This window comes from Lentzea sokolovensis (assembly GCF_033949975.1).
GTDB classification, from domain to species: Bacteria; Actinomycetota; Actinomycetes; order Mycobacteriales; family Pseudonocardiaceae; genus Lentzea; species Lentzea sokolovensis.
Genome location: NZ_JAXAVU010000009.1, coordinates 388050 through 412619 on the forward strand (window position 1 = coordinate 388050; position 24570 = coordinate 412619).

The window sequence follows — 24570 nt, forward strand, 5'->3', positions numbered from 1 at the left end:
TTGGCGGCGACCGCCGACGTCGCCGCACGAGGTCGTCACGAGCGATCAGGCGGTCGGAGTAGACAGAGGAGAAGGCGCATGTCGTCCCCTGAGCAATGGACGCACCCTGAGCCGGATGCAGCGCCGGCCGCCACTGCCGCAAAACCGACAGCGGAGCAGGTGATCGCAGGCTTGCGAGCGACAGACGAGGGCGGCGCCGACCTGGTGCAGCTCCTCACCCCGGAGGGTGAGCGGGTCCAGCACCCCGACTTCGACATCGACATCTCGGCGGAGGAACTGCGCGGTCTGTACCGCGACATGGTCCTGATCCGCCGGGTCGACCGCGAAGCGAACGCGTTGCAGCGCAAGGGTCAGCTCGGCATCTGGGTGCCGCTGCTCGGCCAGGAGGCGGCCCAGATCGGCGCCGGCCGCGCGATGCGTCAGACGGACATGGCGTTCCCGAGCTACCGCGAGCACGGCATCGCGTGGACGCGCGGGATCAACCCGACCGAGCTGCTCGGCATCTTCCGCGGCACGGACCAGGGCACCTGGGACCCCGTCGAGAAGCGCTTCCACCCGTACACGATCGTCATCGGCAACCAGGTCCTCAACGCGGCCGGGTACGCGATGGGTCAGAAGTTCGACGGCAAGGTCGGCGACGACGAAGGCGAAGCCACCATGTGCTTCTTCGGCGACGGCGCGACCAGCCAGGGTGACGTGCACGAGGGCTTCGTGTGGGCCGCGGTCTACGACGCGCCGCTCGTCTTCTTCTGTCAGAACAACCAGTGGGCCATCTCCGAGCCCACCGAGCGCCAGTCGCGCCTGCCGCTGTACCAGCGCGCCCGCGGCTACGGCTTCCCCGGCATCCGCGTCGACGGCAACGACGTCCTCGCGACGCTCGCCGTGACGAAGTGGGCGCTGGACGAGTGCCGCCACGGCAACGGCCCGATCCTGATCGAGGCGTTCACCTACCGGATGGACGCGCACACCACCTCCGACGACCCGACGCGCTACCGCCTGTCGGACGAGCTGGAGATGTGGAAGCTCAAGGACCCGATCGAGCGCGTGAAGGTCTACCTGGTCCGCCAGCAGTGGGCCGACCACGACTTCTTCGACAGCGTCGAGGCCGACGCCGACAAGCTGGGCGAGGAACTGCGGGAGTTCTGCACGAACATGCCCGATCCGCCCGCTGAACGGATCTTCAGCAACGTGTACGCGGAGGGCAGCCCCGTCCTCGACGCGCAGCGCGACGAATTCCTCGACTACGTCTCGGGTTTTGCTGGAGGTGAGCACTGATGGCTGCTCCGACCATGGACCGTTCCACGGCCGCTGCCCCGGCTTCCCCGGTGCAGACGCTCACCATCTCCAAAGCTCTGAACATGGGCCTTCGGGCGGCCATGGAGGCCAACCCCAAGGTCATCATGATGGGCGAGGACATCGGCAAGCTCGGCGGCGTCTTCCGAATTACGGACGGCCTGCAGAAGGACTTCGGTGAGCAGCGCGTGCTCGACACGCCTCTCGCGGAGTCCGGCATCATCGGCACCGCCGTGGGCCTCGCGATCCGCGGCTACCGCCCGGTGTGCGAGATCCAGTTCGACGGCTTCATCTTCCCGGGCTTCGACCAGATCGTGTCGCAGGTCGCGAAGCTGCATTACCGCACCCAGGGCAAGATCAAGCTGCCCATCGTGATCCGCGTGCCGTTCGGTGGCGGCATCGGTGCGGTCGAGCACCACTCGGAGTCGCCGGAGTCGTACTTCGCGCACACCGCCGGCCTCAAGGTCGTCTCGTGCTCGAACCCGGCCGACGCCTACTGGATGATCCAGCAGGCGATCGACAGCGACGACCCGGTGCTGTTCTTCGAGCCGAAGCGCCGTTACTACGAGAAGGGCGAGGTCGACACCACGGCCCAGCCCGGCAAGCTGTTCGAGTCGCGGGTGCTGCGCTCCGGCACGGACGCGACGCTGGTCGCGTACGGCCCGATGGTCCGCACCTCGCTCGACGCCGCGAACGCGGCAGCGGAGGACGGCACGTCGCTGGAGGTCATCGACCTGCGCACGCTGTCGCCGCTGGACCTCGCGCCGGTCTACGACTCGGTGCGCCGCACCGGCCGTCTGATCGTCGTGTCCGAGGCGCCGTCCGAGTCCTCGATCAGCAGCGAGATTGCAGCCAAGGTCCAGCAGGAGTGCTTCTACTCCTTGCAGGCACCGGTGCTGCGGGTGACCGGTTTCGACACCCCGTACCCGCCGTCGAAGCTCGAGGAGGAGTTCCTCCCCGACCTCGACCGGGTGCTGCACGCCGTCGACCGCTCTCTCGCCTGGTAAGGGGACAACCGGAAATGCCGCAGTTCAAGCAGTTCCCCTTGCCCGACACGGCAGAGGGGCTGACCGAGGCCGACATCCTCACCTGGCACGTGAAGCCGGGTGACACCGTCACGGTCAACCAGATCATCGTCGAGATCGAGACGGCCAAGGCCGCCGTCGAGCTGCCCTGCCCGTGGGCGGGCGTCGTGACCGAACTCCTCGCGGAGCCCGGTCAGACCGTCGAGGTCGGCGTCCCGATCATCACGATCGACACCGACCCCGGTGGCGCGGCCGCTCCCGCTCCCGTTGCGGCGGAAGCGAACGGCACCTCGTCCGGCAAGATCGGCGAGGAGATGCCGGGCGGGCGCATCGCGACGCTCGTCGGCTACGGCCCGAAGTCCGGTGCCGCGAAGCGCCGTGCCCGCAAGGACGCGCCCGCCGCTGCTCCGGCCGCGGCGGTCGTGGCCCCGCCCGCTCCCGCCCCTGCTCCTGTTGTGGCGCCTCCGGCTCCGGTCGTGGTCGCCGCTCCCGTGCAGACGCCGGGCGGGTACGTGCCGCTGGCCAAGCCGCCGGTGCGCAAGCTGGCCAAGGACCTCGGCGTCGACCTGCACGCGCTCACGGGCTCCGGCCCGAACGGCGTGATCACGCGGGAGGACGTCGAGACCGCGGTGGCAGCCCCGGTCGCCACCGCCGCCCCGGCAGCGTCCTACGTGGACAACGGCTCGCGCGAGCGCCGGGTGCCGATCAAGGGCGTCCGCAAGGCGACCGCGCAGGCGATGGTGGACAGCGCGTTCACCGCGCCGCACGTCACCGAGTTCCTGACGGTCGACGTGACGCCGATGATGGAACTGCGCGCGCGCCTGAAGAACGCGCCGGAGTTCCGCGGCGTGAAGCTGACGCCGCTCGCGTTCTGCGCCAAGGCGATCATCCTCGCGGCCCGTCGCACGCCGGACGTCAACGCGACGTGGGACGCGGCGGCGAACGAGATCGTCTACAAGGACTACGTCCACCTGGGCATCGCGGCCGCAACGCCGCGCGGCCTGGTGGTGCCGAAGGTCCGCGACGCCGACCGCATGTCGTTGAAGGAACTCGCGGTGGCACTGGACGAGCTCGCCACGGTCGCCCGTGACGGCAAGACGTCGCCGGCCGACATGATGAACGGCACCATCACGATCACCAACGTCGGCGTCTTCGGCGTCGACACCGGCACGCCGATCCTCAACCCCGGAGAGTCCGCGATCCTCGCCCTCGGCGCGATCCGCGACATGCCGTGGGTGGTCGACGGCGAGATCAAGATCCGCAAGATCTGCCAGCTCGCTTTGTCGTTCGACCACCGCGTGGTCGACGGCCAGCAGGGTTCGCAGTTCCTGGCCGACGTCGGCGCTCTGCTGGCCGAGCCGGGCATCGCGATGACCTACTGAGGTCCGGCAACGGGGTGCCTGTCCGTCACTCGAAACGACGGACAGGCACCCCGTTTCCTTTACGCGCTACAGAAACGTTCCGGTCAGCGCTTCCATCTGCCGGGAACCGTTGATGGTGCCGACAGCGGTGAGGACGTTGGGGCCGTTGCACCGGTACCCCATCCAGCCGAGGCCGGCCACGTGGGCTTCCGCGCACGAGCTCAGGACGGTGCTACCGAACCGGATCGCTTCGATCCGCCGGGCCTGCCCGACGGTGCCGACCCGGCCGATCAGCCCGTCCCCCATGCACAGCGTGGCCTGCCAGGCGATGTCCTGGACATGTGCCTGCATGCAGGTCTTACCACCCGTGTTGAGGCCGAAGAACTCGACAGCCTCAAGCCTGCGGGACTGGCCAGTCGTGCCGGCCATCGCCCAGCTCCCGTCGTTGCTGCAGTCCCAGCTCTGCCAGCCGATGTCCTGGACGTGACCTCGGAAGCAGGCCACCGGGTCCGCCCCCAGCCCCAGGTTGGTCGGAGCGTGCACGGCGTCGGCCGGCTCCGGGCCCACCTCGCCGATGCTCACCGGCGCGTCCCACGGCTCGTCCGCCGCGCTCGCCGGTGCGGCGACAGCGGAGAACAACGTGGCGACCAGGCAGGCCGTGCCCAACGTGAGTTTCAAAGCACGCGAAGAAATACCCATCAAATCCCCCAGAAAACGTCGGGAGGCATGCCGAAGAGACCTTCTTCGCGAAGGTCGTGAATCGGCGCTTGCCCCCCAGGCAATCCCAACCCGACCAAGCTTTCACAGATCGAGCCTCGTCGTCACGCGGCCGTTCGGGTCAACCCTCTCGGGGAATCCTTCGTTCGCGTGAAGCGGCCGAGTGGCCCCTCCTTCTTCCCCGGACCTGCCGGACGTCGTGCCACGCTGGCCTCATGAACGATGCGAACGGTGGCTACTTCATCGGCTGGGGCACGTTGTCGTTGATCAACGCGGGCCTCGCGCAGGCGAAGGGGCGCAGTGGGCTCGCCTGGTTCCTGTGGTCGCTGCTGCTGGGGCCGGTGGCCACGTTCCTGATCGTCGTCCTCGACCCGCCCAAGGCAAGAGTTTGACTCTCCAGCAACTGGAGGGTTCACAGTAGTTCTCGTGACGCGCTACCAGATCGGCGAGCTGGCCAGGATGACCGGCCTCACCGTCAGGACGATCCGGTTCTACTCCGACCAGGGCCTCATCCCGCCCACCTCCAGAACGGTCGGCGGCTACCGGACGTACGACGGTGAGGCGGTCGCCAAGCTCAAGCTCGTCCGCACCCTTCGCGACCTGGGTGTGGATCTGCCGACCGCCGGGCGGATTCTCGCCCGCGAGGTCTCGATGACCGACGTGGCGCGCACCCATGCGGATGCGATCGACGCGCAGATGAGGACGTTGCGGCTGCGCCGTGCCGTCCTGCGCGCCGTCGCCAAGGGAGGGGAGATGGAACTGATGAACGAGTTGGCACGCATGTCGGACGAGGAGCGCCAGCGGATCCTCGACGACTTCTTCGAGGAGGTGTTCGGGCCCTACGAGCTGGACCCGCAGTTCGAGCAGCACATGCGATCCGTGCGGGTCGAGCTGCCGGACGACCCGTCGACCGAGCAGTTGGAGGCGTGGGTCGAGCTCGCGAAGCTCGTGCAGGACCCGGACTTCCGCGCGTCGGTCAAGCGGATGTCCCAGCAGCACGAGGAACAGCGCAGGGCGGGGGCGGACATGGGGCCGCCGGCCGAGGGGCAGATGGAGGCGTTCAACTTCGCGATCGCCCAGGCCCGTGAGGCGCTCGACGCGGGCATCGCGCCGGAGTCCGCCGAGGCGCGCGCGGTCGTGGACCGGGTGAACGCCAACTGGGCGGAAGCGCTGAACCTGCCCAACGACGAAAGCGTCGTCGAACGGCTGCGCGAGCTCTCCGACTTCGCGGACCCGCGTGCCGAGCGGTACTGGGTCCTGATCGCGAGGATCAACGGCTGGCCCGCCATGCCGGACCACTCGCGTGAGCGCGCCTGGCTGCGTGAAGCCGGCCAGCCGTTCGGCTAGACCTCCGAGATCGCGCGGGAACCAGCTGGGCGCCCAGCTCGTTCCTGTAGCAACGAAGGGGGTTCGATCATGTCTGTGCTTTTCGAGATTCTCGGGGGAGTCGTCGCGGAGGCCTTCGGGCCCAGCGGAGAAGACAACTCACGCGGCGACGGCGACGTCTTCCTGGACGGTGAGTGGCACGAGGGCGAGCTGTTCTTCGGCCCCACCAAGCTCATCTGGGCCGAGCGGATCGTCTTCAGCGACGCCGAGGGCCGCGTCGAGCAGATCGTCGACCACGACCCGCCACACCCGAACTTCGTGGTGCTGCGCTTCCGCCGCCCGTCCGACGTGGTGCTGCTGGCAGTGCACCGCCGCGAACTCAAGCGCGTGGGCGCGATCCTGACACTGCCCGTCTAACGCGAGTCCGCGGCGCGCTGGACGATTCCGGCGTAGACGAGCGTGCCCGAGGCGAACGCGGCAGACAGGCCCACCCACCCGCGCTGATTCGCAGTCGCGTCGAGACTTCCGATGTCGTCGACGGTCAGCAGCGGGTGAGCGAAGAGGAAGATCCCACCCCAGAACGCGATCGTCGCCGCCACGATCAACCACAACGGCAGCGTCCTGCGCAGCAGCGTCCACATCGACCCGAAGCTGTCGTAGCCGAAACCGCCCTTGGACCACAGCCGCGTCCCGAACATGAGGGCTATGGAAACCACCGTCAGAACGAGGTTCGCCGCCCGCGGCAACAAGGGACTGCCGGTCAGGAACCCGAACACGATGACGACGACGTCGATGAAGAGCACCACGAACGCGGCCCACTGCGGCGGCAACAACCTCATGCCTCACAACACTAGGACCACCAGGCCGTTTACCGAGCTATAACCGCGAACCCCGATGCTTGCGCAGGTGGCCCGCCGGCTCAGGGGAACGGCGGGCCATCACTTCAACCCCTTGACGACGTTCCGCAGCTCGGCTTCCTTGCGGTACAACGTCGGCACCACCTTGGTGACCTGCGCCAGCAACACCGTCTGGTCCACCGGCGCCACCGCGTCCCACGTCAGCCCGCCGGGTTTGGCCAGCTGATCCACCAGCCCGATGGCGGTCTTCGCAGTGTCCGCGGCCACCGTCAACTCGGCCCTGCTGCCCTTGAGCGGCTGCGCCTCGACCACGGCCGCGGCCTCGGTGATCGCCTTGACCTGCCCGGGCAACGTGCACGGCACGTCCGGCGAATGCAGCCCCTTCCGCTTCTCCACGGCCGAGTTGTTCGCTTCCTTGGCCTGACCGAGGAACCGGATGCCGTTGACGGTGGGCACCGCGAGCCCTTCACCGATCAACGCGGCGTTGACCAGCTTCCCGTCCTGTGTGGACAGAGCAGCGAACGGCCCTTCCCGCGTCACGGTCACCTGTGTGCCCTCGGGCAACAGCTGGGTGAGCAGGTTCCGCGCCTCCGCGTGCAGACACTCGTCCGCAGCGGGCGCGGCAACGTTCACGAGCTTCACGGCCGTCGTGCGATCGCCTTCGCGCACCTCGACCGTCTCCGCGTCGACGACGCGCACCACATGACTGACGACGACCGGTTGCGGACGGTCCACGACCGTCACGACGTAGGCACTGCTCGCGGCCCCGGCCAGGACCGCGGCGGCCATCAGGAACACATTCGGGAGCACCACGATCCCCCTAACGCCGACCTACTGAGCTGATCGGCGTAGTGGGACACGGTGTTACATGGCGCTCACGCAGCGTCCTGATCCGCCCGCGCTTCACTCGGATGGAGCAGTGGTGGGCGTTAACGCGTTTGGGGCCGAAAACGCTATATCAGTCGATAACCGCCTCGGGAAGAAGAGGAACTCGACGTGATATCCGGCTACTCCTCGCTCCTTTCGGTGCGGTTCACCGGCGTGCAATTCCTAGCCGCCGAGAATGCGCCTTGGTGGCGCAGTGACGAGGTCATCGGTGGCGTCGCCGGCGCCGTCGTCGCTGCGGTTCTCACCAGCATCATCACGTGGTCGGTGACGAAGGGAAGGCTGAGCAAGGAGAACACTCGGATGACGAAGGACCTGGCTACCAGTAAATTGTCAGCGAACAGATTGCGCGGGCAGCTGGAATCATCGCAGCGCACGGTCACCCGTCTCACGGCGGTCGAGCAGAAGTACTTGAACGTGCGTAACGCGCTGACGAACTCCGGTGTGATCCAGCACTTCCACCAGCCGGTTCTGCTGCTCGGTCCCCGCGCGGTGGGCAAGACCTCGCTGCTCATGCAGTGGAATGCCCCGTGGGAACGCACCATCAGTGTCCAGTCGACCCGGACGCACAATTACGCGACGGTGCCGGTTTTCGACTACCAGCTTCCCTACGACGTTCCATACGCTGCCGACCCCGACATCCGGACCACGGCGTACGCCCACCTGAGGCTGCGTGTGCACGACTTCCCCGGCGAAGTCAGTGCGCAGACGAAGGCGTTGGAAGTGGCGAGTCAGGAAGCGTTGCAACTGCGCGCCGACATCGGGCAGAACCTCGGAGTGGTGCTCATCTGCATGTTCGACGCGGTGGAGGTCGTGGACGGAATTTCGTCGGAGACCAACCAGTACTACAACGGTGATCTGTTTCAGCGCCTGCGCATCTACGTGGGCGACAGCAGCATCACGATCCAACGCCTGATCGTCGTGTTCAACAAGATCGACCTGCTGGCGAAGCGCCTGCCTCAGCTCTCCCAGCCGGAGCTGCTCGACAGGTGTGTCACCACCTTCATGAAGCTGCTCGAACCGCTCAGGGGCGCCTGTTCCGCGGAGAAGGTCTGCGAGACGTTGACGATGTGCGACAGGGCCAATCTCATGGCGAGTCAGGGTGGCCCTGTGGTCAAGGGCGAGGCCGCCAGGGGAATGGTGCACGCGATCTCTGGCCCGGCGAAGGTGGCCGAGCTGCTCAACGGCAACAGCGCGAGCACGGTGATGTCCACGCAGTTCCCCATCGTCCCCACACTGAGCTAGGGAAAACCTGTGCGCCACATTCTTCGGGTCAACGTTCAAGGTCCTGGCTACTCGCTGCTCACCTTCACCTCGCTGGACGACGTCGTCGAACTGCCGCTCGACGTGATCTCCAAGCCGTTGCCCGAGCAGTACCTCGGTCTCCAGAGTGTGCTCGACGACGTGCTCGACCACAGTCCCGGCCGGGTCCACCTGGCCGCATCGGCAGCGGAGTCTGGCGAGTCGCCGCTCGTGCTCGGTGGTTACTGCGTCAGGAAACCGGATGAGCACAACCGGATGGGCATCGGCTTTCTGCACGGTGTCGTGGGAGACAGGTCGACGTCGATCCGGGACCTCACCGCCTACATGGTGAAGATGCTGTCAGCGCCGCTCCAGCGCTCCATGCACGATCTGGTCGGTGACATCGCTGTCGGGCAACAGGAAGTGTGGACGCTCATAGCCGCTGTGCTCAGTGCGGCCGAGTCGCTGAATGGTGCTCCGCCTCGCGTGGGGGGAGCGGGGGGACTTCAGGTGAGGTCGATCGTGCACGACTGCGGCGGCGCCGCGCTGGCCTGGATGGCGATGGCCCAGGCGCACGGCAACCTCCGCGAGCCGTGGCAGTTCCGCGACGTGGTTCACGAGAGCGGTGCGTTGGCCACCACTTCTTCGGTTCTGCGCGGCACGGAGATCATGTTGTCGGACTACCTGAGTGTCGCGGTGCAAGCCGTGGACCACGGCCTGGCGGTGGGCACGGCCATCACTTCGCTCGCCCGCCCAGATCAGGGCGAGCACGCTCTCCTCGACGATGGTGCGCCGGCCGAGGACGACGAAGCCGACTCTCCGTCAGGCGAGATCGAAACTCTTTCGGAACCCGACTGGGATGGCCTGAACGAGGCGCTGTGGCCGGTCGTAGTCACTTCGGAGCTCGCCTGCATCGAGTCCGTGGGATACATGAGCGGCCTCGTCCTGCGAGGCCGCTTCAAGATCAAGCTGAGACGGTCCGACGTCATCGGCTTCGAAACCAATCACGCCGCCATCGTGCTGACGGTCAGCAACCGCAGGTATTGGCCTGACCGCGAGACGATGACCTTCGTCGTTCTCTTCGTCATGTCGACACCCGAACTCATAAGTGACCTGCACGCATGGCTGGCGTGACCGCTCACTTGATCTGCATGCCTGAGATCATGCGGGACACCACCAGCCGCTGAATCTCCGAAGTCCCTTCGAAGATGGTGAAGATCTTGGCGTCGCGATGCATCCGCTCCACCGGGTGCTCCCGCGTGTACCCGGCCCCACCCAGGATGTGGATCGCCCGCTCGGTCGCCCACACCGACACCTCGGACGCCTTGAGCTTCGACATCGACCCCTCGCCGGCGGTGAACGGCACGTTGTTGCGCCCCATCCACGCCGCCCGCCACACCAGCAGCCGTGACGCGTCGATCTCCATTCGCATGTTCGCGAGGTCGAACGCGATCGACTGGTTCTCGATGATCTTCCGCCCGAACGCCTCGCGGTCCTTCGCGTAGTCGAGCGCGTACTCGTAAGCGGCACGTGCGACACCGACCGCCATCGCGCCCACGGTCGGACGCGTGGTCTCGAACGTGGCCATCGCCGCCTGGCCGCCTGCCTTCAGGCCTTCGCGGGCACGGGCGAGCCGCGCCTCCAGTCGTTCCCGGCCGCCCAGGACGCAGCGACCTGGGACGCGCACGTCGTCGAGGAACACGTCGGCCGTGTGCGAGGCGCGCATGCCGTGCTTCTTGATCTTGCCGGGGGATGACAGGCCGGGTGTGCCGGGCGGGACGATGAAACCGGCCTGGCCACGAGAACCCAGCGCGGGATCGACGACGGCGGTGACCACGTGCACGTTCGCGATGCCGCCGTTGGTGGCCCATGCCTTCTGGCCGTTGAGCACCCACTCGTCGGTGGCCTCGTCGTAGCGCGCGCGAGTCCGGTAACCGGCGACGTCGGAGCCCGCCTGGGGTTCGGAGGCGCAGAAGGCGGCCAGCTTCGGGTCCGACTCGTCGCCGAAGCACTCCGGTACCCACTCGGCCAGCTGCTCGGGTTCGCCGCCCGCGAAGATGCCCGCGACGGCGAGGCCGGTGCCCATCAACGCCAGTGCGATGCCGGCGTCACCCCAGAAGAGTTCCTCGGTCGCGATCGGCAGCGACAGGCCGATCGGGTCGGCGAACCAGGTCGCGAGGGACTCGAAGCCGTAGAGGCCGATCTTCGCCGCCTCCTGGATCACCGGCCACGGCGTCTCCTCGCGCTCGTCCCACTCCGAGGCCGCCGGCCTGATCACGTCGCGGGCGAAGCCGTGCACCCAGTCGCGCAGGTCCGTCTGGTCTTCGTTCAGCTCGAGCGAGAAGCCACCCACAGAAAGTCTCCTAAGCCTTCGGGATGTTGAACAGGCTCATGAACCCGGCCGCGAACCCCAGGTCGCCCTTCACCTTCAGCTTGCCCGTCATGAACAGCACGGGCGCGGACGCGTTGCCGGTCGCGAGCTTCAGGAAGTCGGCGGGCGTCAGCGTCACGATGGCACGGGCCTCGCGCGTCACGCCCTTGTTGATGGTGCACTGGGCGTCTTCGATGATGGCCTCGTACACGTCTTCCAGCACGTGGAAGTGCACGACGGCACGAGTGGAGCCCGCCCGGTCCGAACGGAAGTGGACCTCCATGCGGCGGAACACCTCGTCCAGCACGCGCACGCGCAGGGCGGGATCCGCGACAACGGCCTCGATCTGGTCCTTCGAGGCGCGCGAGATGATGCGGGCGAAGTTGGACGGGTCCATCTTCGACAGGTCGAGGTCGGCGCCGCCGTCGGCGAGCGCGCCCAGGGCGTTCAGCAGTGCGGCGAAGTCGTCCTTGCCCAGCTTCTTCGGGTCGATGCCGCGGGCGATGACGTCGATGTTCACATCGACCAGCGCCGGGTCGTCCGGCGTGATCTGCTGCAACGTGCTGATCAGCTCGGCCGGGCTGAGCTTCGCGATCGCCTCGGTGGTGAGGTCGAGCGTCATGGACACACCTCCTGGTACCTACTCGCGAGTAAGACTACTCACCAGTAGATAGAGCGGCAACCCGATCGGATAATCTTGCTGCTCCGAACCGAGGGGTAATGATGCGCACAGAAGGTCGAGCCAAGCGCTTGCCACGCGCCGTGCGTGAGCGGCAGATCATGGATGCCGCCGTCGACGTGTTCTCACGGCTCGGCTTCCACTCGGCGTCGATGGACGAGATCTCCGAGGTCGCGGGCATCTCCAAGCCGATGCTGTACGCCTACCTCGGCTCGAAGGAGGAGCTGTTCGCGACCTGCATCCGGCGTGAGGCCACCCGCATGATGGAGGCCATCGCGACGGGCGTCGAGCCCGATCAGGAACCCGACGTGCAGCTGTGGAGCGGCCTGCGGGCGTTCTTCGGGTTCGTCGGCGAGAACCGGGCGAGCTGGCAGGTGCTGCACCGGCAGGCGTCCACGCAGGGCGGTCCGTTCGCGATCGAGCTCACGGACATGCGCGGCCGCGCGGTCTCACTGGTCGCGGCGCTGCTCACCCAGTCCACGAAGGCGCCGGCGACCAAGCTGGAGGCCGAGTCACTGGCCGCCGCGCTGGTCGGGGCCGGCGAGTCGCTCGCGGACTGGTGGCTCGATCACCCCGAGGAACCGGCCGGCGTCGTCGCGGCCCGCCTCATGAACCTCGTCTGGATGGGCTTCGGCGACCTCGTCGACGGCAACGTCTGGCATCCACCGTCACGCCGCTGAACCGACCAGGTGGGGCCCCTTGCTCCACACGGCGAACTCCCAGCCGTCCGCGCCCTCGGCCGCCGAGAACTCGACACGACCGGGGATGAGCAGCGGCTTCTTGAACCGGACGTCCACCGTCACGGCCTCGGGAAGCCGCCCCTCCAGCGCGGCCAGGCAGCGCGCCTTCGTCCACATCCCGTGGGCGATCGCCCGCTTGAAGCCGAACAGCCTGGCGCTCAACGGATGCAGGTGGATCGGGTTGCGGTCGCCGGACGCCGCGCCGTAACGCCGCCCGATGTCCGCGGGCATCCGCCACACCGCCGACCCGGCCGGACGCTGGAGCACCTCGCTCTGTCCCGAGGAGCCGCCGGTGCGCCGCAGATAGGTCGAAACCCCTTCCCACACACCGGAAACCGACGTCACCACGTCGACCTGCGTGCCCTGCGGGTGGGGCCGCAGATCGCGCGCGGACACCGTGATCTCCAGCGGTTCGCACAGCTTCAGCGGACGCGACTGCGTGATCCGGTTCGCGATGTGCACGAGGCCGGGCAACGGGAACGGGAACCCGGCGCCCGACATCAGCTTCATCTGCGACGGAAAGCCCAGCACGTGCGGGTACGTCAGCGGCAACGCGTCGCGCAATCCGAACCCGCACACCGCGTTGTACGCCGCCAGATGCTTCAGCGACACGTCCAAAGAAGCAGAAACCGGTTCCGCGGCAAGGGTTTCCCCGCGCCGGAACGACGTCAGAGCGGCACGCAGCAACATCAGGCCCCCAGCAGCATCTGACCGCACACCCGCACGACGTTCCCGTTCACACCACCGGAACCCGGCGACGCGAACCACGCCACGGTCTCCGCGACGTCCGCCGGCAACCCGCCCTGCGACAGGCTGTTCATCCGCCGCCCGACCTCGCGCGTCGCGAACGGAACGGCCGCGGTCATCTTCGTCTCGATGAAACCGGGCGCCACCGCGTTGATCGTGGCCCCGCGAGCGGCCAGCACGGGCGCGAGCGTCTGGACCATCCCGATCACGCCGGCCTTCGACGTGGCGTAGTTGGTCTGGCCGACGTTGCCCGCGATGCCGGCGATCGACGACACCCCGACGATCCGCCCGCCGTCGCGCAGCACGTCGCCGTCCAGCAGCGCGGCGTTGATCCGTTCCTGGCAGGCGAGGTTGACCTCCAGCACCGAGTCCCACAGCGAGGAGTCCATGCGTGCCAGCGTCTTGTCGCGGGTGATGCCCGCGTTGTGCACGACGACGTCGACGCCGCCGTGCCGTTCGAGCAGGTACGAGGTCAGCCGGGCGGGATCTCCGGTGATGTCGAGCTGCAACGCCGACCCGCCGACGGCGTTCGCGACCTTCGACAGTTCGTCGCCGGCCGCGGGCACGTCGAGGCAGACCACGTGCGCGCCATCGCGTCCCAGAGCCGTGGCGATCGCTTCGCCGATGCCCCGGGAGGCACCCGTGACCAGCGCGACCTTGCCGTCCAGCGTGCCTGTCGGAGAGTTCCCGGACACGTGGACGACCTGCCCGGACACGTACGCGGACCGCCCGGACAGCAGGAACCGCAGCGTCGACTCGACCCCGTCCTCGGCGCCGTCCGCCACGTAGACCAGGTTGGCCGTGCCGCCGCGGCGCAGCTCCTTGCCGACCGACCGCACGAATCCTTCGAGCGCGCGTTGTGCCACGGAGTCCGGCGACCGCCCGATCACGATCACCCGCCCGCACGGCCCGAGCTGCGTGATCGCCGGGTGGAAGAAGTCGTGCAGCTGCCGCAGGTCTCCGACCGAACCGATCTCCGACGCGTCGAACACCAACGCGCCGTAGGGAGCCGCGCCTGTTTCCAGCTGCTTCAGAAAGGGCAGCCGGGAAGCGCCACCGACCAGAACGGGTGTCGCCAGGGCGGCGTCACGGCGGAGTGGATACGGGTTCGGCAGGCCGAGCCTGCGCACGAGCTGGCGGCCCAGCCCCGACGTCGCGAACTTCTGGTACCTGTCCACGTCACACAACCTACTCGCTAGTAAGTCTACCCGCTAGTAGGTAGTATGGCGGCATGCGAGTAGCGATCATCGGCGGCAACCGCATCCCGTTCGCCCGCTCGAACGGCCCGTACGCCACCGCGTCGAACCAGGACATGTTCACGACGGTGCTGGACGGCCTGGTCAGCCGCTTCGGTCTGCAGGGCGTACGCCTGGGCGAGGTGGTCGCCGGCGCCGTGCTGAAGCACTCGCGCGACTTCAACCTCGTCCGCGAGTCGGTCCTCGGCAGCAAACTCAGTCCCGAAACGCCCGCGTACGACCTCCAGCAGGCGTGCGGCACCGGCCTGCAAGCGATCATCGCGGTCGCGAACAAGATCGCGCTCGGCCAGATCGAGGCGGGTATCGCGGGCGGCGTCGACACGACCAGCGACGCGCCGATCGGTGTGAACGAGAACTTCCGCAAGCTCCTGCTGGAGTTCAACCGCACCCGCAAGGTCAGCCTGCTGACGAAGCTGCGTCCCAGCCACGTCGTCCCGCACCTGCCCCGCAACGGCGAACCGCGCACCGGAATGTCCATGGGCGAGCACGCGGCCATCACCGCCGCCGAGTACGGCATCACGCGCGAGGACCAGGACGACCTCACCGCGCGCAGCCACCAGAACCTCGCGCGCGCCTACGACGAGGGCTTCTTCGACGACCTGGTCACCCCGTACTTGGGCCTGACCCGCGACCAGAACCTCCGTCCGGACAGCAGCGCCGAGAAGCTCGCCAAGCTCAAGCCGGTCTTCGGCGACACGATGACCGCGGGCAACTCGACCCCGCTCTCCGACGGCGCCTCCGCGGTCCTGCTCGCGACCGAGGAGTGGGCGGCTGAACGCAAGCTTCCGGTCCTCGCCTACCTGACGTTCGCCGAGACCGCCGCCGTCGACTACGTGCACGGCGACGAGGGCCTGCTCATGGCACCCGTGCACGCCGCACCGCGCATGCTCGACAAGGCGGGCCTCACGCTGCAGGACTTCGACTTCTACGAGGTGCACGAGGCGTTCGCGTCGCAGGTGCTCGCCACGCTGAAGGCCTGGGAGAAGGAACTCGGCGAGATCGACAGGTCCAAGCTGAACGTCAACGGCTCGTCGCTCGCGGCAGGCCACCCGTTCGCCGCCACTGGTGCCCGAATCGTGGCGACCTTGGCGAAGTTGTTGCACCAGAAGGGAAGTGGGCGCGGGTTCGTGTCCATTTGCGCCGCCGGCGGTCAGGGCATCACGGCTATCTTGGAACGGTGACGCTGCAGACGCTGCTCGAGTCCCACCGCGACACCGTTCCGGCCTCGGTCGCCGTCATCGCCCGAGGCGACGCCGTCGAGTTCGCGGCGGTCGGAGAGTCCCGCGAGGCGGTCTTCCCGATCGCCTCGGTCAGCAAGCCGATCGTCGCCACGGCGGCGGCGCTCCTGGTGCGGGACGGCAGGATCGGGCTCGACGACCCGATCGCGCACTGGCTGCCGGAACTGGCGAACCCGCTGGTCGTCCGCACGCCGGCCAGCGAGATCACCGACGTCGTCCCGGCAACCGGGCCGATCACCGTCCGGCACCTGCTGACGTCCCGTTCGGGCTGGGGCTTCACCGCGGACTTCTCGTTGCCCGCCACCGCCAAGCTCTTCGAAGAGGCGCATCTGCACGGCCACGCCGACCTGCCGTCCCCGGACGGGTGGCTCAAGCGCCTCGCCCAGGTGCCGCTGCTGCACCAGCCCGGCGACGGATGGCTCTACAACACCGGATACGACGTGCTCAGCGTCCTCGTCGACCGCGTCACGGGCTCACTGCCCGGCTACCTGGCCGACCGCTTCTACGAGCCGCTCCGCATGACGAACACCGGGTTCATCAGCGACACCTTCCCGTCCGGCGCGGGCGGCATGCAGTCCACTGTGGACGACCTGCTGGCCTTCTTCCGCTTCCTGCTGACCAGCGACCTGCTGCCGTGGCTGGCGACCGACACGACGTCCGAGCAGGAACGCGAGGCCGCGCGCATCTTCCTGGAGGGCCAGGGCTGGGGCATCGGCGGCAGCGTCGACATCGCCGAGATCGACCCGTGGAACTCGCCCGGCCGTTACGGCTGGGTCGGCGGTTCCGGCACGGCCGCGCACGTCGTCCCGGCCCAGGACGCGATCACGATCCTGCTCACCCGCACGGCCATGACGAGTCCCACCCCGACCGCGATCATGCGCGACTTCTGGCGGTACGCGGCCGAGTAAGGCTTGCCGAACCGGACGGTCCTTCATGCACACTCACAGTGTCGCGTCGCTGCGACACTGGGGGTGGGGGAATGCCGGACCTGCAGGTCGATCCCGAGAAAGATCCGGTGCTGGCGCGCGCACTCGTCGGCACCCTTCGCGACGAGTGGAGACCGGCCGCCGACGCGATGCGGTCGGCGCGAGAGTGGGAGCGCCGCGCCTACATCATGCTGACGCTGGCAGCGGCCGCCAAACGCCGCGTCAAGTGGCTCAAGAACTGGCTCAAGGCCCGTCCGGGCGACCGCGACGCCGTTGCGGTGCACAACACGATGGAATCACTCAACGGCCACTAGCGATCGTGCTGTCGATCCACGCCTGATGCGGCGCCACGGCGGTGTAGACGGTCCAGCCTTCGCCGCCGCACGGCCCGATGGGACCACGGCTCGTCACCGCGACGACCTTGCCGTCGACGACCGCGGGCGTGCCCGAGTCACCGTGGCACGCGGCGGCGTCGACGGTCTGCTTCACGCAGATCTCGTCGTCCCCGCCGCACTGGCCGAGCACCTCGGTGTCGAGCTGCTTCAACTCACGCGGTGACGTCGGCGACGACTGCGCGTCCATGCCCCAGCCCAGCAACCGGATCGGCCCGGACACCGGCATCGGTCCGACGGTCAGCGGCGCCTCTGCCACGGGGTTCTTCAGCTTGACCAGGCCGATGTCGCCGTAGTCGCCCTTGTGCACGCTCTCGACGGCGACGACGGTGCCGCCCTCCAGCCGGTCGTGCGAACCGATCCGGATCGGCGTGCCCACCGCGACCGTGCCCAGGCAGTGTTCGGCCGTCACGACCCACCGCGAGGCGACCAGACCGCCACCGCAGCCGTGCCCGTTGTCGTCGTGCCCCAGATCGGCGATCCACGTGTGCTTCCCGGCCGCCGTCTCCCCGCCGATGATCGCGTGCGCCGGCGCGATGGAAGCCATCGCGGCCGCCCCGACGACCATGCCGATCAACAAGTTCCGCATGGAGCAGAACGCTAGGTGCGGACGCCGTCAGCGCGGATCACGCCGCGGCATGATCCGCGCGTCAGACCTCAGGACTACCGCGTCACCCGCTGCCGGCCGCCGCACACGAGGACGAGTTGTCGTAGGTGCCGTTCGGCTTGGCGCGGTACTGGTAGCGCCCTTCCCCGCGCCCGCGCCGCACTCGGCGGCCGGCCAGGACCAGGCCAGTGAAGATGATCAGGAAGAGCACCGTCACGCCGACGATGCCCAGAAGCAGTCCTGTCGGCATCGTCAGTCCAGCAGCGACCAGGCGGCGGTGCACGAAGCCGAGACGGTGATCTGCTGCGCCTTCAGGTTCAGCTGGTCGACCATCCCGGCGGGCCCCGCCATGTCGAACGACGCGGCGCCGCTCATCATCCGCGGCTGGTAGTGCGCGCCGCCCTCCGTGTCGCCGATGCGCAGCAACGGCCCGAGCCGCCGCCCCAGTGCCGACGCGTAGCCCTCGGCACGGCGCAGCGCGTCCGCCACTGCTTCTCGTTGCGCCTCACGGATGGCCTCGGTGTCGTCGACGAGCGTCCACGACGGGCCGTTGATCCAGGACGGCTCCGCCTGCACGAGTTCGGCCAGCAGCCCGTCGAGGCGGTCCAGGTCTTTCACCCAGATCACGTACTGCTGCGACGCGCGGCTGCCGACGCGCTGGTTGTTGTCCCAGTTGTCGTGCGCGGACAGCTGCCGCGATCGCACCTCGAACTCCGTGAGCAGCGGCTCGATGGCGGAAATGCGCTGGTTGAGCGTGCTCACCGCCTCGGAGCGTTCGGCGCCGAGCGCCTCGAACGTCACGTCCACCTGAGCGCGGTCGGCGGTCCGCTCGACCTCGCCGGTCCCCTTTGTCACGACTTCAGCCACGTGACGCAGCCAACCGGCACCGGGGTTCATCCGCAACTATCAGCGTCTATTGCTCAATCACTAGATAAAGGTATACAGCGGCATCCGGCCCCACTTCGAGGTTCGTCTGCGCGTCTCTAGAGGCGTCGCTAGAAACGCGGATACGGTGCGAGCCATGGACCCGGTGCGCAATCCGTTCGCCCCCGGTGCAGGCCAGCGGCCTCCTGAGCTCGCCGGCCGGGACAAAGAGGTCGGCGCGTTCGAGGTGGTGCTCGAACGAGTGGCCCGCGGCCGTCCCGAGCGCAGCCTCGTGCTGACGGGGCTGCGGGGCGTCGGCAAGACCGTGCTGCTCGGCGAGCTGCGGTCGATGGCCGTCAAACGCGGCTGGGGCGCGGGCAAGATCGAGGCCAGGCCCGACGCGGATCTCCGCAGGCCCCTGTCGGCCGCGCTGCACCGGGCGATCCGCGATCTCGCGGTCCGGCACCGCGCGCCGGACCGGGTCGAGGCGATCCTCGGGATTCTCAAGGCGTTCGCGCTGAGGGCGGCCCCGGACGGCGCCAAGCTGCGCGACCGCTGGCAGCCAGGCATCGACGTCCCGGCGTCGTCCGGCCGTGCGGACTCCGGTGACATCGAGATCGACCTGGTCGAGCTGTTCACCGACGTCGCCGAACTCGCGCAGGACGTCGGCACGGGCGTCGCACTGCTCATCGACGAGATGCAGGACCTCAAGCCGGACGACATCAGCGCGTTGTGCGCGGCGTGTCACGAGCTTTCGCAGATCGGCGCGCCGCTGGTGGTCGTGGGCGCCGGCCTGCCGCACCTGCCGGCGGTCCTGTCCGCGAGCAAGTCGTACTCGGAACGCCTCTTCCGCTACGTCCGCATCGACCGGCTCAGCCGGGAGGACGCCGACCGCGCGGTGCTGGCCCCGGTCGAACGGGAGGACGCGGGCATCACGGACGAGGCGCTCGACGCGTTGTTCGACGCGTCCGGCGGCTACCCGTACTTCATCCAGGCCTACGGCAAGGCCGCCTGGGACGCCGCCCCGGCAGACCCGATCACCGCGACGGACGTCTCCGTGGCCGCCCCGGAGGCCGACGCGGAGCTGGCTGTGGGCTTCTTCGGCTCCCGATACGAGCGTGCGACGCCCGCTGAACGCGAGTATCTCCGGTCGATGGCCGAGTTGACCGACGGAAAAGATGCGGGCGTCAACACCGCCCAGGTGGCCGACCACCTGAAGCGCAAGCCCTCGTCGCTGTCGCCCGCGCGGGACTCGCTCATCAAGAAAGGCCTGGTCTACAGCGCGGAACGGGGTCAGATCGCCTTCACCGTGCCGCACTTCGGACGGTTCCTGCTCGGCCGCGAGGAGTGACCTGGCGCACCCCGACGTTGTCCGGCTGTTCACGTTGTCTGCCGATGATTCATCGGCATGTGCCCCAACTCACCGGATAATCGCGTGCTTTCACGCGCGTGCAGGTGCATACTTGGGTTACCAACCAAACAGACCTCACAGAGGGAAGTGCAGACCCAGATGAACTTCGCAGCGAAGCTCCGCGCCCGTCGTGCCGAGGCGCGTAACCGGAAGGCCGTGGCTCGCGCGATCGACATGGCGACCACCCCGTCCATGCGTCACGAGCTGATGGCCATCGCCCAGGCTCAGGTCACCACCCTCCGCTGACCACGACCCGGCACTCGCACGGCGCCCCGTCGCGAGTGCCTCCCTACGGGAACCCCTGGAGCACCTCCCGCGCTCCAGGGGTTTCATTCTGTTAAACGTGATCCACGCCACAGTATGATGGCGTTGTAACAGCGCACGTCGGTCCGCCGATGTCACTGTTGACCCCGCGGTGCTGTCGGACCCCCGACCTGGCAGCACCGCGGGGTTTCTTGTTTGCTGGGGGACATGAAGATCGCCGTGCTCGGCACCGGCCTCATGGGTGCCCCCATCGCAGCCAACCTCGCCGCGGCCGGACATGAGGTCCGGGTCTGGAACCGCACGCGAGCCAAGGCCGAACCGCTCGCCGCGCAGGGCGCCACCGTCGCCGACTCCCCCGCCGCCGCAGTCGAGGGCACGGAGATCGTGCTGACGGTGCTCAACGACGGCGCCACGGTCACCGCGGCCATCCAGGCCGCCGCCGAGTCCCTGCCGCACGACGCCGTGTGGATCCAGGCGTCCACGGTCGGCATCGCGTTCACCGAGGACCACATCGCACTCGCTCGTTCGCTCGGGCTGGAGTTCGTGGACGCGCCGGTGCTCGGCAGCACGAAGCCCGCCGCCGAAGGCAAGCTCGTCGTGCTCGCGTCCGGCGCCGAGGAGCTGCGCGAGCGCGTGCAGCCCGTGTTCGACGTGATCGGCGCACGCACGATGTGGGTCGGCGAAGCCGGTGCGTCGTCGAAGCTCAAGCTCGTCGCGAACAGCTGGGTGCTCGCGCTGACCGCGGCGGTCGGCGAGGCCGTGTCGCTGGCCGAGGCGTCCGGGATCGACCCGAAGCTGTTCCTCGACGCCGTGTCCGGTGGAGCGATGGACTGCGCGTACCTGCAGATGAAGGGCAACGCGATCATCGAGCGGTCCTTCCCGCCCGCGTTCACCGTGCAGAACGCGCTGAAGGACGCGTTGCTGGTGAACGAGGCCGCGGTGCGCGCCAACGTGCACCTCGACGTCGCACAGGCGTCGAGTGCGCGGCTGAACCGCGCTGTCACCAAGGGGCACGGCGACGAGGACATGGCCGCGTCCTACTACGCCAGCTACGAATAAGCCCGACGATCGGCCGGTCCGGCGGGGCGTGCGGGCTCAATAGCTTGGCCTGGTGAACAGACTCGCACGCTCCCTGCTGGCGTTCGGCCTGGCATCCGCGCAGGTCGTGGCCACCGCGGCGGTCGTGTCCGCCGCCACCGACATCAAGGACCGCATCGCCGCCATCCCCGGCGTGCGGATCATCAGCGAGGGGACGTCCGGCGCCGCGCGGACGTTCGTCCTCGGCATCCAGCAGCCCGCGGACCACCGCAGGCCGCGCGGCACGAGGTTCGAGCAGCGCTTCTCGTTGCTGCACAAGGCCGAGTCGAAGCCGATGGTGCTGCACACCACCGGCTACAACCTGCCCGGCACGATCAGCCCGTCCGAGCCCGCCCGGCTCGTCGACGGCAACCAGATCAGCGTCGAGCAGCGGTTCTTCACGCCCTCGCGGCCCACGCCGGCGGACTGGGACGACCTGAACATCTGGCAGGCCGCCAACGACCACCACCGGATCGTCGCCGCGTTCAAGAAGATCTACGGCGCTCGCTGGCTCTCCACCGGTGCCAGCAAGGGCGGGATGACGTCGATCTACCACCGCCGGTTCTTCCCGCGCGACGTCGACGCGACCATCGCGTACGTGGCGCCGAACGACGTGGTGAACGACCGCGACATCTACGGCGAGTTCATTCGCAAGGTAGGCAACGACCCGACGTGCAACCGTCGCCTCGAAGGCGTGCAGCGGCAGGTCCTGCAACACCGCGACGAGATCGTGTCGCGGCTGGAAGCCAAGGGCTACACGTACGAGCAGTTCGGCAGCGCGCACAAGGCGCTGGAGATCCTGGTGCTGGACACGCCGTTCACGTTCTGGCAGTACGGCACCCAGGAGCAGTGCGCGCTGGTTCCCGGCGCGGGCGCCTCGGTGGACGACCTCTGGACGTTCATCGACAAGACCGTCGGCTGGGACTTCTACAACGACGCGGGCGTCGCGCCCTACACGGCGTACTACTACCAGGCGGGCACGCAGCTCGGCTGGCCGGAAGCGGACGAGTCGGCGGTGCGCGACCTGTTGCGCCACCCCGGTTCCTCGGTGCCGCGCTCGATGGTGTCGCCGGACATCAGGTTCCCGCGTTTCGACCGGTCGGCGATGCGCGACGTGGACTCGTGGGTGCGCTACCAGGGCTCGCGGCTGCTGTTCGTCAACGGCCAGAACGACCCGTGGAGCGCGGAACCGTTCCGTCTCGGGCGGGGCACGCGCGACTCGCTGTCGTTCACGGTTCCCGGTGGCAACCACGGCTCGAACATCGCCAAGCTGCCCGAGAAGGAACGCGCTGCCGCGACGGCGGCCGTGCTGCGCTGGGCCGGAGTCTCCGCCGCTCCCGTTGCGGCACTTGCCGTGGACGAGGGCCCGGACTCGCTGGACGCACTGCGGGCACGCCGGGGCTGAGGCACCCTGAGGACGTGAAGCCGTTGCTCGTGGTCGATGCAGCCAACGTCGTGGGATCGGTCCCGGACGGGTGGTGGCGCGACAGAGCGGGCGCGGCCGAACGCCTCCGCGACGCCCTGCGCGGCCGCGACGAGGAGGTCGTCCTGGTCGTGGAAGGCAAGGCGCGCAACGTTTCTTCCGTCGACGACGTCCGGGTGGTCTCCGCTCCCGGCGAGGGCGACGACACGATCGTCGAGGTCGTGCGGGCCGAAGGTGCCGGACGAGTCGTGACGGTGGTGACCGCTGACCGCGCGTTGCGGCAGCGGGTGATGGCGCTGGGCGCCGGGGTGGCGGGACCCACCTCGGTGCCGCGCCGCTAGAGCCTGAAGAGCTGTTCGAGGACCTGCGCGACGCCGTCCTCGGTGTTCGGCGGCGCGTGGTTGGCGCAGGCCTGCTTCACGAGCGGGTGCGCGTTGCCCATCGCGTACGCCGTGCCGGCCCAGCCCAGCACCGACAGGTCGTTGGGCATGTCGCCGAACGCGATGACCTCGTGTTTGCCGATTCCCCTTGTGTTGCACAGGGATTCGAGCGTGGCCGCCTTCGAGACACCCGGCGGGCTGATCTCCAGCAACCCGAGCCCGCCCGAGTGCGTGACCGTGACGTGCTGCCCGACGGCCTCTCTGGCGATCTCCATCATGTGGTCGGCCTCGGCGTCCGGCGCCCAGGCGAGCATCTGCACGACCTGGTGCGCCTCCTCGAAGACGTGGGCGAGCAACTCCAGTGTCCTGTGTGGATTCTTCGGCCCGAACCCCTGGAAACCAGGCTCTGACAACACTTCCAGCCCGGTCTCGACCGCGATGCCGACGTTCGGGATCACCTCGGCCAACGCCTCCGACACCTTCCGCACGACGTCCAGCGGCACCGTCTGCGCGTGCGTGACCTCGCGGTTCGTCAGGTCGTAGATCATCGCGCCGTTGGAGCAGATCGCCGTGCCGGTCAGTTCCAGGTCCTGCACGAACCGCGGCGGCCGCGCCGTGACGACCACGACGTCCGCGCCGACGGCGTGGAGCGTGGCGCGGGTGCGGTCGCTCAGCACTCCGCCCGGTTGCAGCAGCGTGCCGTCGAGGTCGGTCGCGATCAACCTGATCATCGGCCGATTATCGGGCAGGGACTACTGATTGCGGGCGAGAAGCCCCGAAGCCGTCACCTCGACGGCACGGCGCACGACGTCGGTGAAGTCGACGCACATCACGTCCAGGGCCGGATCGGCGGCGTAGGCGTCGAGGACCGCCTGAGGGGGGCGGCTGGCCGGCCAGGCGGCGACCGCGACCAGCATGACCGTCTGCATCAGGGCGGCGGCGTCCTCGTGGCCCAGTTCGGGGAGGTGCGTTCCGGCGAACCGGACGAGCGTCTCGAGGTACCCGTGGACGGCGCGCTTGTGCTGGAGCGCGGTCTCGGCGGAGATGTTGTGCTCCAGCACGGTGGACTGGGCACTGACCAGGTCGCACAGCGCGGGGCGGCGCACCAGTGAGGTGGCCAGCAGATCTGCCAGCCGGTCTCCGCGTTCCCGGACGGTGCCGCCGCCGGGGAACGCCGCGGACTCCAGTTCCGCGATCCAGTCCGCGACCTCCGCTTCCAGCAGCGCCAGCAGCACGGCCTCCCGCGACTCGAAGTAGCGCAGGACGTTGGCCTTGGCCAGACAGACCCGGCGGCTGAGCGCGGTGAGGGTCAGGTCGGCGACCGGCATCTCGGTGAGCATCGCGGCCGCGGCGGCGAGGATCTGCCGCCGCCGTTCGCTGCGCTGCTCGTCCGTGCGCGCCCGCTGGAAGCTCATGTCACGCATATTACAGACCAGCGGTACTTTACTAAGATACCGACGGTCCGTTATGTTGGAGGAATAAGAGACCG

General features: G+C 68.4%; 29 protein-coding genes. 17 read left to right on the forward strand and 12 right to left on the reverse strand.

Features of this window, described 5'->3' with window-relative positions; translation table 11 throughout:
* Positions 1 to 78: 78 nt before the first annotated feature.
* Genes pdhA through SK854_RS19245 form a run of 3 tightly spaced genes read left to right on the forward strand, consistent with a single transcriptional unit; the run spans position 79 to position 3700 of the window.
* A complete protein-coding gene (pdhA, locus tag SK854_RS19235; RefSeq protein ID WP_319976474.1) occupies positions 79 to 1275 on the forward strand; it encodes a pyruvate dehydrogenase (acetyl-transferring) E1 component subunit alpha in 1197 nt (398 codons plus the stop codon).
* Complete coding sequence (locus SK854_RS19240) at positions 1275 to 2300, forward strand: alpha-ketoacid dehydrogenase subunit beta (RefSeq protein ID WP_189157420.1); 1026 nt, start codon at positions 1275 to 1277, stop codon at positions 2298 to 2300. The genes pdhA and SK854_RS19240 overlap by 1 nt, the downstream gene beginning before the upstream one ends.
* Positions 2301 to 2314: 14 nt before the next feature.
* A complete protein-coding gene (locus tag SK854_RS19245; RefSeq protein ID WP_319976475.1) occupies positions 2315 to 3700 on the forward strand; it encodes a dihydrolipoamide acetyltransferase family protein in 1386 nt (461 codons plus the stop codon).
* A gap of 66 nt (positions 3701 to 3766) precedes the next feature.
* On the opposite strand, the gene SK854_RS19250 is transcribed toward SK854_RS19245, so the two are convergent.
* Complete coding sequence (locus SK854_RS19250) at positions 3767 to 4357, reverse strand: hypothetical protein (protein ID WP_319976476.1); 591 nt, start codon at positions 4355 to 4357, stop codon at positions 3767 to 3769.
* 254 nt (positions 4358 to 4611) lie between these two features.
* Between SK854_RS19250 and SK854_RS19255 the strand changes: the two genes are divergently transcribed.
* The 3 genes from SK854_RS19255 to SK854_RS19265 all read left to right on the forward strand — a co-directional run bounded on the left by SK854_RS19255 (position 4612) and on the right by SK854_RS19265 (position 6139).
* On the forward strand, positions 4612 to 4788 hold the full coding sequence (locus tag SK854_RS19255; protein WP_319976477.1) for a hypothetical protein: 177 nt from the start codon (positions 4612 to 4614) through the stop codon (positions 4786 to 4788).
* 34 nt (positions 4789 to 4822) lie between these two features.
* A complete protein-coding gene (locus tag SK854_RS19260) occupies positions 4823 to 5743 on the forward strand; it encodes a helix-turn-helix domain-containing protein (RefSeq protein WP_319976478.1) in 921 nt (306 codons plus the stop codon).
* A gap of 69 nt (positions 5744 to 5812) precedes the next feature.
* On the forward strand, positions 5813 to 6139 hold the full coding sequence (locus tag SK854_RS19265; protein ID WP_319976479.1) for a hypothetical protein: 327 nt from the start codon (positions 5813 to 5815) through the stop codon (positions 6137 to 6139).
* Here SK854_RS19265 and SK854_RS19270 read toward each other — a convergent pair.
* Positions 6136 to 6561, reverse strand: coding sequence for a hypothetical protein (locus SK854_RS19270; protein ID WP_319976481.1), 426 nt, complete (start codon positions 6559 to 6561; stop codon positions 6136 to 6138). The genes SK854_RS19265 and SK854_RS19270 overlap by 4 nt on opposite strands.
* A 99-nt stretch (positions 6562 to 6660) precedes the next feature.
* Positions 6661 to 7368: a thermonuclease family protein gene (locus SK854_RS19275; RefSeq protein ID WP_319976482.1), complete on the reverse strand. Its 708-nt coding sequence runs from the start codon at positions 7366 to 7368 to the stop codon at positions 6661 to 6663.
* A 399-nt stretch (positions 7369 to 7767) separates the two neighbouring features.
* Between SK854_RS19275 and SK854_RS19280 the strand changes: the two genes are divergently transcribed.
* Both SK854_RS19280 and SK854_RS19285 read left to right on the forward strand, forming a co-directional pair.
* Positions 7768 to 8709, forward strand: a complete 942-nt coding sequence (locus SK854_RS19280; RefSeq protein WP_319976483.1) for a hypothetical protein — start codon at positions 7768 to 7770, stop codon at positions 8707 to 8709.
* A 147-nt stretch (positions 8710 to 8856) separates the two neighbouring features.
* Positions 8857 to 9840 (forward strand): hypothetical protein, encoded by a 984-nt coding sequence (locus tag SK854_RS19285; RefSeq protein ID WP_319976484.1) that lies wholly within the window; start codon positions 8857 to 8859, stop codon positions 9838 to 9840.
* Between the two features lie 4 nt (positions 9841 to 9844).
* Here the strand turns inward: SK854_RS19285 and SK854_RS19290 are convergent, their stop codons facing one another.
* Positions 9845 to 11059 carry an acyl-CoA dehydrogenase family protein gene (locus SK854_RS19290; protein ID WP_319976485.1) on the reverse strand — a complete coding sequence of 405 codons (1215 nt, stop codon included), beginning with the start codon at positions 11057 to 11059 and terminating at the stop codon, positions 9845 to 9847.
* Between the two features lie 10 nt (positions 11060 to 11069).
* Positions 11070 to 11699: an SCP2 sterol-binding domain-containing protein gene (locus SK854_RS19295; protein WP_319976486.1), complete on the reverse strand. Its 630-nt coding sequence runs from the start codon at positions 11697 to 11699 to the stop codon at positions 11070 to 11072.
* 98 nt (positions 11700 to 11797) lie between these two features.
* Between SK854_RS19295 and SK854_RS19300 the strand changes: the two genes are divergently transcribed.
* Positions 11798 to 12436, forward strand: a complete 639-nt coding sequence (locus SK854_RS19300; protein ID WP_330271900.1) for a TetR/AcrR family transcriptional regulator — start codon at positions 11798 to 11800, stop codon at positions 12434 to 12436.
* Here the strand turns inward: SK854_RS19300 and SK854_RS19305 are convergent.
* Both SK854_RS19305 and SK854_RS19310 read right to left on the reverse strand, forming a co-directional pair.
* Entirely contained in the window at positions 12425 to 13186 is a 762-nt protein-coding gene (locus tag SK854_RS19305; RefSeq protein WP_319976488.1) for a MaoC family dehydratase, read from the reverse strand. The two genes, SK854_RS19300 and SK854_RS19305, sit on opposite strands and share 12 nt — an antisense overlap.
* Positions 13186 to 14421 (reverse strand): 3-oxoacyl-ACP reductase, encoded by a 1236-nt coding sequence (locus tag SK854_RS19310; RefSeq protein WP_319976489.1) that lies wholly within the window; start codon positions 14419 to 14421, stop codon positions 13186 to 13188. Before SK854_RS19310 ends, SK854_RS19305 begins: the two co-directional genes overlap by 1 nt.
* A gap of 53 nt (positions 14422 to 14474) precedes the next feature.
* Here SK854_RS19310 and SK854_RS19315 point away from each other — a divergent pair, with 53 nt between their 5' ends.
* The 3 genes from SK854_RS19315 (at position 14475) to SK854_RS19325 (ending at position 16977) form a co-directional block, all read left to right on the forward strand.
* The gene (locus tag SK854_RS19315; protein WP_319976490.1) at positions 14475 to 15680 is read left to right on the forward strand and encodes an acetyl-CoA C-acetyltransferase; all 1206 of its coding nucleotides are present in this window, start codon (positions 14475 to 14477) and stop codon (positions 15678 to 15680) included.
* Complete coding sequence (locus SK854_RS19320; protein ID WP_319976491.1) at positions 15677 to 16645, forward strand: serine hydrolase domain-containing protein; 969 nt, start codon at positions 15677 to 15679, stop codon at positions 16643 to 16645. Before SK854_RS19315 ends, SK854_RS19320 begins: the two co-directional genes overlap by 4 nt.
* Positions 16646 to 16716: 71 nt before the next feature.
* A complete protein-coding gene (locus SK854_RS19325) occupies positions 16717 to 16977 on the forward strand; it encodes a hypothetical protein (protein WP_319976492.1) in 261 nt (86 codons plus the stop codon).
* On the opposite strand, the gene SK854_RS19330 is transcribed toward SK854_RS19325, so the two are convergent.
* The 3 genes from SK854_RS19330 to SK854_RS19340 all read right to left on the reverse strand — a co-directional run bounded on the left by SK854_RS19330 (position 16964) and on the right by SK854_RS19340 (position 18529).
* Positions 16964 to 17644, reverse strand: a complete 681-nt coding sequence (locus SK854_RS19330; protein WP_319976493.1) for a S1 family peptidase — start codon at positions 17642 to 17644, stop codon at positions 16964 to 16966. The two genes, SK854_RS19325 and SK854_RS19330, sit on opposite strands and share 14 nt — an antisense overlap.
* Before the next feature lie 82 nt (positions 17645 to 17726).
* A complete protein-coding gene (locus tag SK854_RS19335; RefSeq protein ID WP_319976494.1) occupies positions 17727 to 17912 on the reverse strand; it encodes a hypothetical protein in 186 nt (61 codons plus the stop codon).
* Between the two features lie 2 nt (positions 17913 to 17914).
* The gene (locus SK854_RS19340) at positions 17915 to 18529 is read right to left on the reverse strand and encodes an SIMPL domain-containing protein (protein WP_319976495.1); all 615 of its coding nucleotides are present in this window, start codon (positions 18527 to 18529) and stop codon (positions 17915 to 17917) included.
* Between the two features lie 154 nt (positions 18530 to 18683).
* On the opposite strand from SK854_RS19340, the gene SK854_RS19345 reads away from it, so the two are divergent.
* The 5 genes from SK854_RS19345 (at position 18684) to SK854_RS19365 (ending at position 23042) form a co-directional block, all read left to right on the forward strand.
* Positions 18684 to 19877 (forward strand): ATP-binding protein, encoded by a 1194-nt coding sequence (locus SK854_RS19345; protein WP_319976496.1) that lies wholly within the window; start codon positions 18684 to 18686, stop codon positions 19875 to 19877.
* A 159-nt stretch (positions 19878 to 20036) separates the two neighbouring features.
* Complete coding sequence (locus SK854_RS19350) at positions 20037 to 20183, forward strand: hypothetical protein (RefSeq protein WP_169746017.1); 147 nt, start codon at positions 20037 to 20039, stop codon at positions 20181 to 20183.
* Between the two features lie 225 nt (positions 20184 to 20408).
* Complete coding sequence (locus SK854_RS19355; protein ID WP_319976497.1) at positions 20409 to 21260, forward strand: NAD(P)-dependent oxidoreductase; 852 nt, start codon at positions 20409 to 20411, stop codon at positions 21258 to 21260.
* 52 nt (positions 21261 to 21312) lie between these two features.
* Positions 21313 to 22683: a S28 family serine protease gene (locus SK854_RS19360; protein ID WP_319976498.1), complete on the forward strand. Its 1371-nt coding sequence runs from the start codon at positions 21313 to 21315 to the stop codon at positions 22681 to 22683.
* 14 nt (positions 22684 to 22697) lie between these two features.
* Positions 22698 to 23042 (forward strand): NYN domain-containing protein, encoded by a 345-nt coding sequence (locus SK854_RS19365; RefSeq protein WP_093595428.1) that lies wholly within the window; start codon positions 22698 to 22700, stop codon positions 23040 to 23042.
* Here SK854_RS19365 and SK854_RS19370 read toward each other — a convergent pair.
* Positions 23039 to 23812 (reverse strand): Cof-type HAD-IIB family hydrolase, encoded by a 774-nt coding sequence (locus tag SK854_RS19370; protein ID WP_319976499.1) that lies wholly within the window; start codon positions 23810 to 23812, stop codon positions 23039 to 23041. The two genes, SK854_RS19365 and SK854_RS19370, sit on opposite strands and share 4 nt — an antisense overlap.
* A 21-nt stretch (positions 23813 to 23833) precedes the next feature.
* Positions 23834 to 24496, reverse strand: a complete 663-nt coding sequence (locus tag SK854_RS19375; RefSeq protein ID WP_319976500.1) for a TetR/AcrR family transcriptional regulator — start codon at positions 24494 to 24496, stop codon at positions 23834 to 23836.
* Positions 24497 to 24570: the final 74 nt, after the last annotated feature.

What these genes read in the sequence shown, in the direction of transcription:
- SK854_RS19275 (WP_319976482.1), bottom strand. Translation starts at nt 7,368, where the DNA reads ATGGCCGCCGCGGTCCTGGCCGGGGCCGCGAGCAGTGCCTACGTCGTG.
- SK854_RS19265 (WP_319976479.1), top strand. Translation starts at nt 5,813, where the DNA reads ATGTCTGTGCTTTTCGAGATTCTCGGGGGAGTCGTCGCGGAGGCCTTC.
- SK854_RS19370 (WP_319976499.1), bottom strand. Translation starts at nt 23,812, where the DNA reads ATGATCAGGTTGATCGCGACCGACCTCGACGGCACGCTGCTGCAACCG.
- SK854_RS19335 (WP_319976494.1), bottom strand. Translation starts at nt 17,912, where the DNA reads ATGCCGACAGGACTGCTTCTGGGCATCGTCGGCGTGACGGTGCTCTTC.
- SK854_RS19270 (WP_319976481.1), bottom strand. Translation starts at nt 6,561, where the DNA reads ATGAGGTTGTTGCCGCCGCAGTGGGCCGCGTTCGTGGTGCTCTTCATC.
- SK854_RS19245 (WP_319976475.1), top strand. Translation starts at nt 2,315, where the DNA reads ATGCCGCAGTTCAAGCAGTTCCCCTTGCCCGACACGGCAGAGGGGCTG.
- SK854_RS19375 (WP_319976500.1), bottom strand. Translation starts at nt 24,496, where the DNA reads ATGAGCTTCCAGCGGGCGCGCACGGACGAGCAGCGCAGCGAACGGCGG.
- SK854_RS19355 (WP_319976497.1), top strand. Translation starts at nt 20,409, where the DNA reads ATGAAGATCGCCGTGCTCGGCACCGGCCTCATGGGTGCCCCCATCGCA.
- SK854_RS19300 (WP_330271900.1), top strand. Translation starts at nt 11,798, where the DNA reads ATGATGCGCACAGAAGGTCGAGCCAAGCGCTTGCCACGCGCCGTGCGT.
- SK854_RS19295 (WP_319976486.1), bottom strand. Translation starts at nt 11,699, where the DNA reads ATGACGCTCGACCTCACCACCGAGGCGATCGCGAAGCTCAGCCCGGCC.
- SK854_RS19350 (WP_169746017.1), top strand. Translation starts at nt 20,037, where the DNA reads ATGAACTTCGCAGCGAAGCTCCGCGCCCGTCGTGCCGAGGCGCGTAAC.
- SK854_RS19280 (WP_319976483.1), top strand. Translation starts at nt 7,768, where the DNA reads ATGACGAAGGACCTGGCTACCAGTAAATTGTCAGCGAACAGATTGCGC.
- SK854_RS19305 (WP_319976488.1), bottom strand. Translation starts at nt 13,186, where the DNA reads ATGTTGCTGCGTGCCGCTCTGACGTCGTTCCGGCGCGGGGAAACCCTT.
- SK854_RS19255 (WP_319976477.1), top strand. Translation starts at nt 4,612, where the DNA reads ATGAACGATGCGAACGGTGGCTACTTCATCGGCTGGGGCACGTTGTCG.
- SK854_RS19345 (WP_319976496.1), top strand. Translation starts at nt 18,684, where the DNA reads ATGGACCCGGTGCGCAATCCGTTCGCCCCCGGTGCAGGCCAGCGGCCT.
- SK854_RS19330 (WP_319976493.1), bottom strand. Translation starts at nt 17,644, where the DNA reads ATGCGGAACTTGTTGATCGGCATGGTCGTCGGGGCGGCCGCGATGGCT.
- SK854_RS19240 (WP_189157420.1), top strand. Translation starts at nt 1,275, where the DNA reads ATGGCTGCTCCGACCATGGACCGTTCCACGGCCGCTGCCCCGGCTTCC.
- SK854_RS19315 (WP_319976490.1), top strand. Translation starts at nt 14,475, where the DNA reads ATGCGAGTAGCGATCATCGGCGGCAACCGCATCCCGTTCGCCCGCTCG.
- pdhA (WP_319976474.1), top strand. Translation starts at nt 79, where the DNA reads ATGTCGTCCCCTGAGCAATGGACGCACCCTGAGCCGGATGCAGCGCCG.
- SK854_RS19325 (WP_319976492.1), top strand. Translation starts at nt 16,717, where the DNA reads ATGCCGGACCTGCAGGTCGATCCCGAGAAAGATCCGGTGCTGGCGCGC.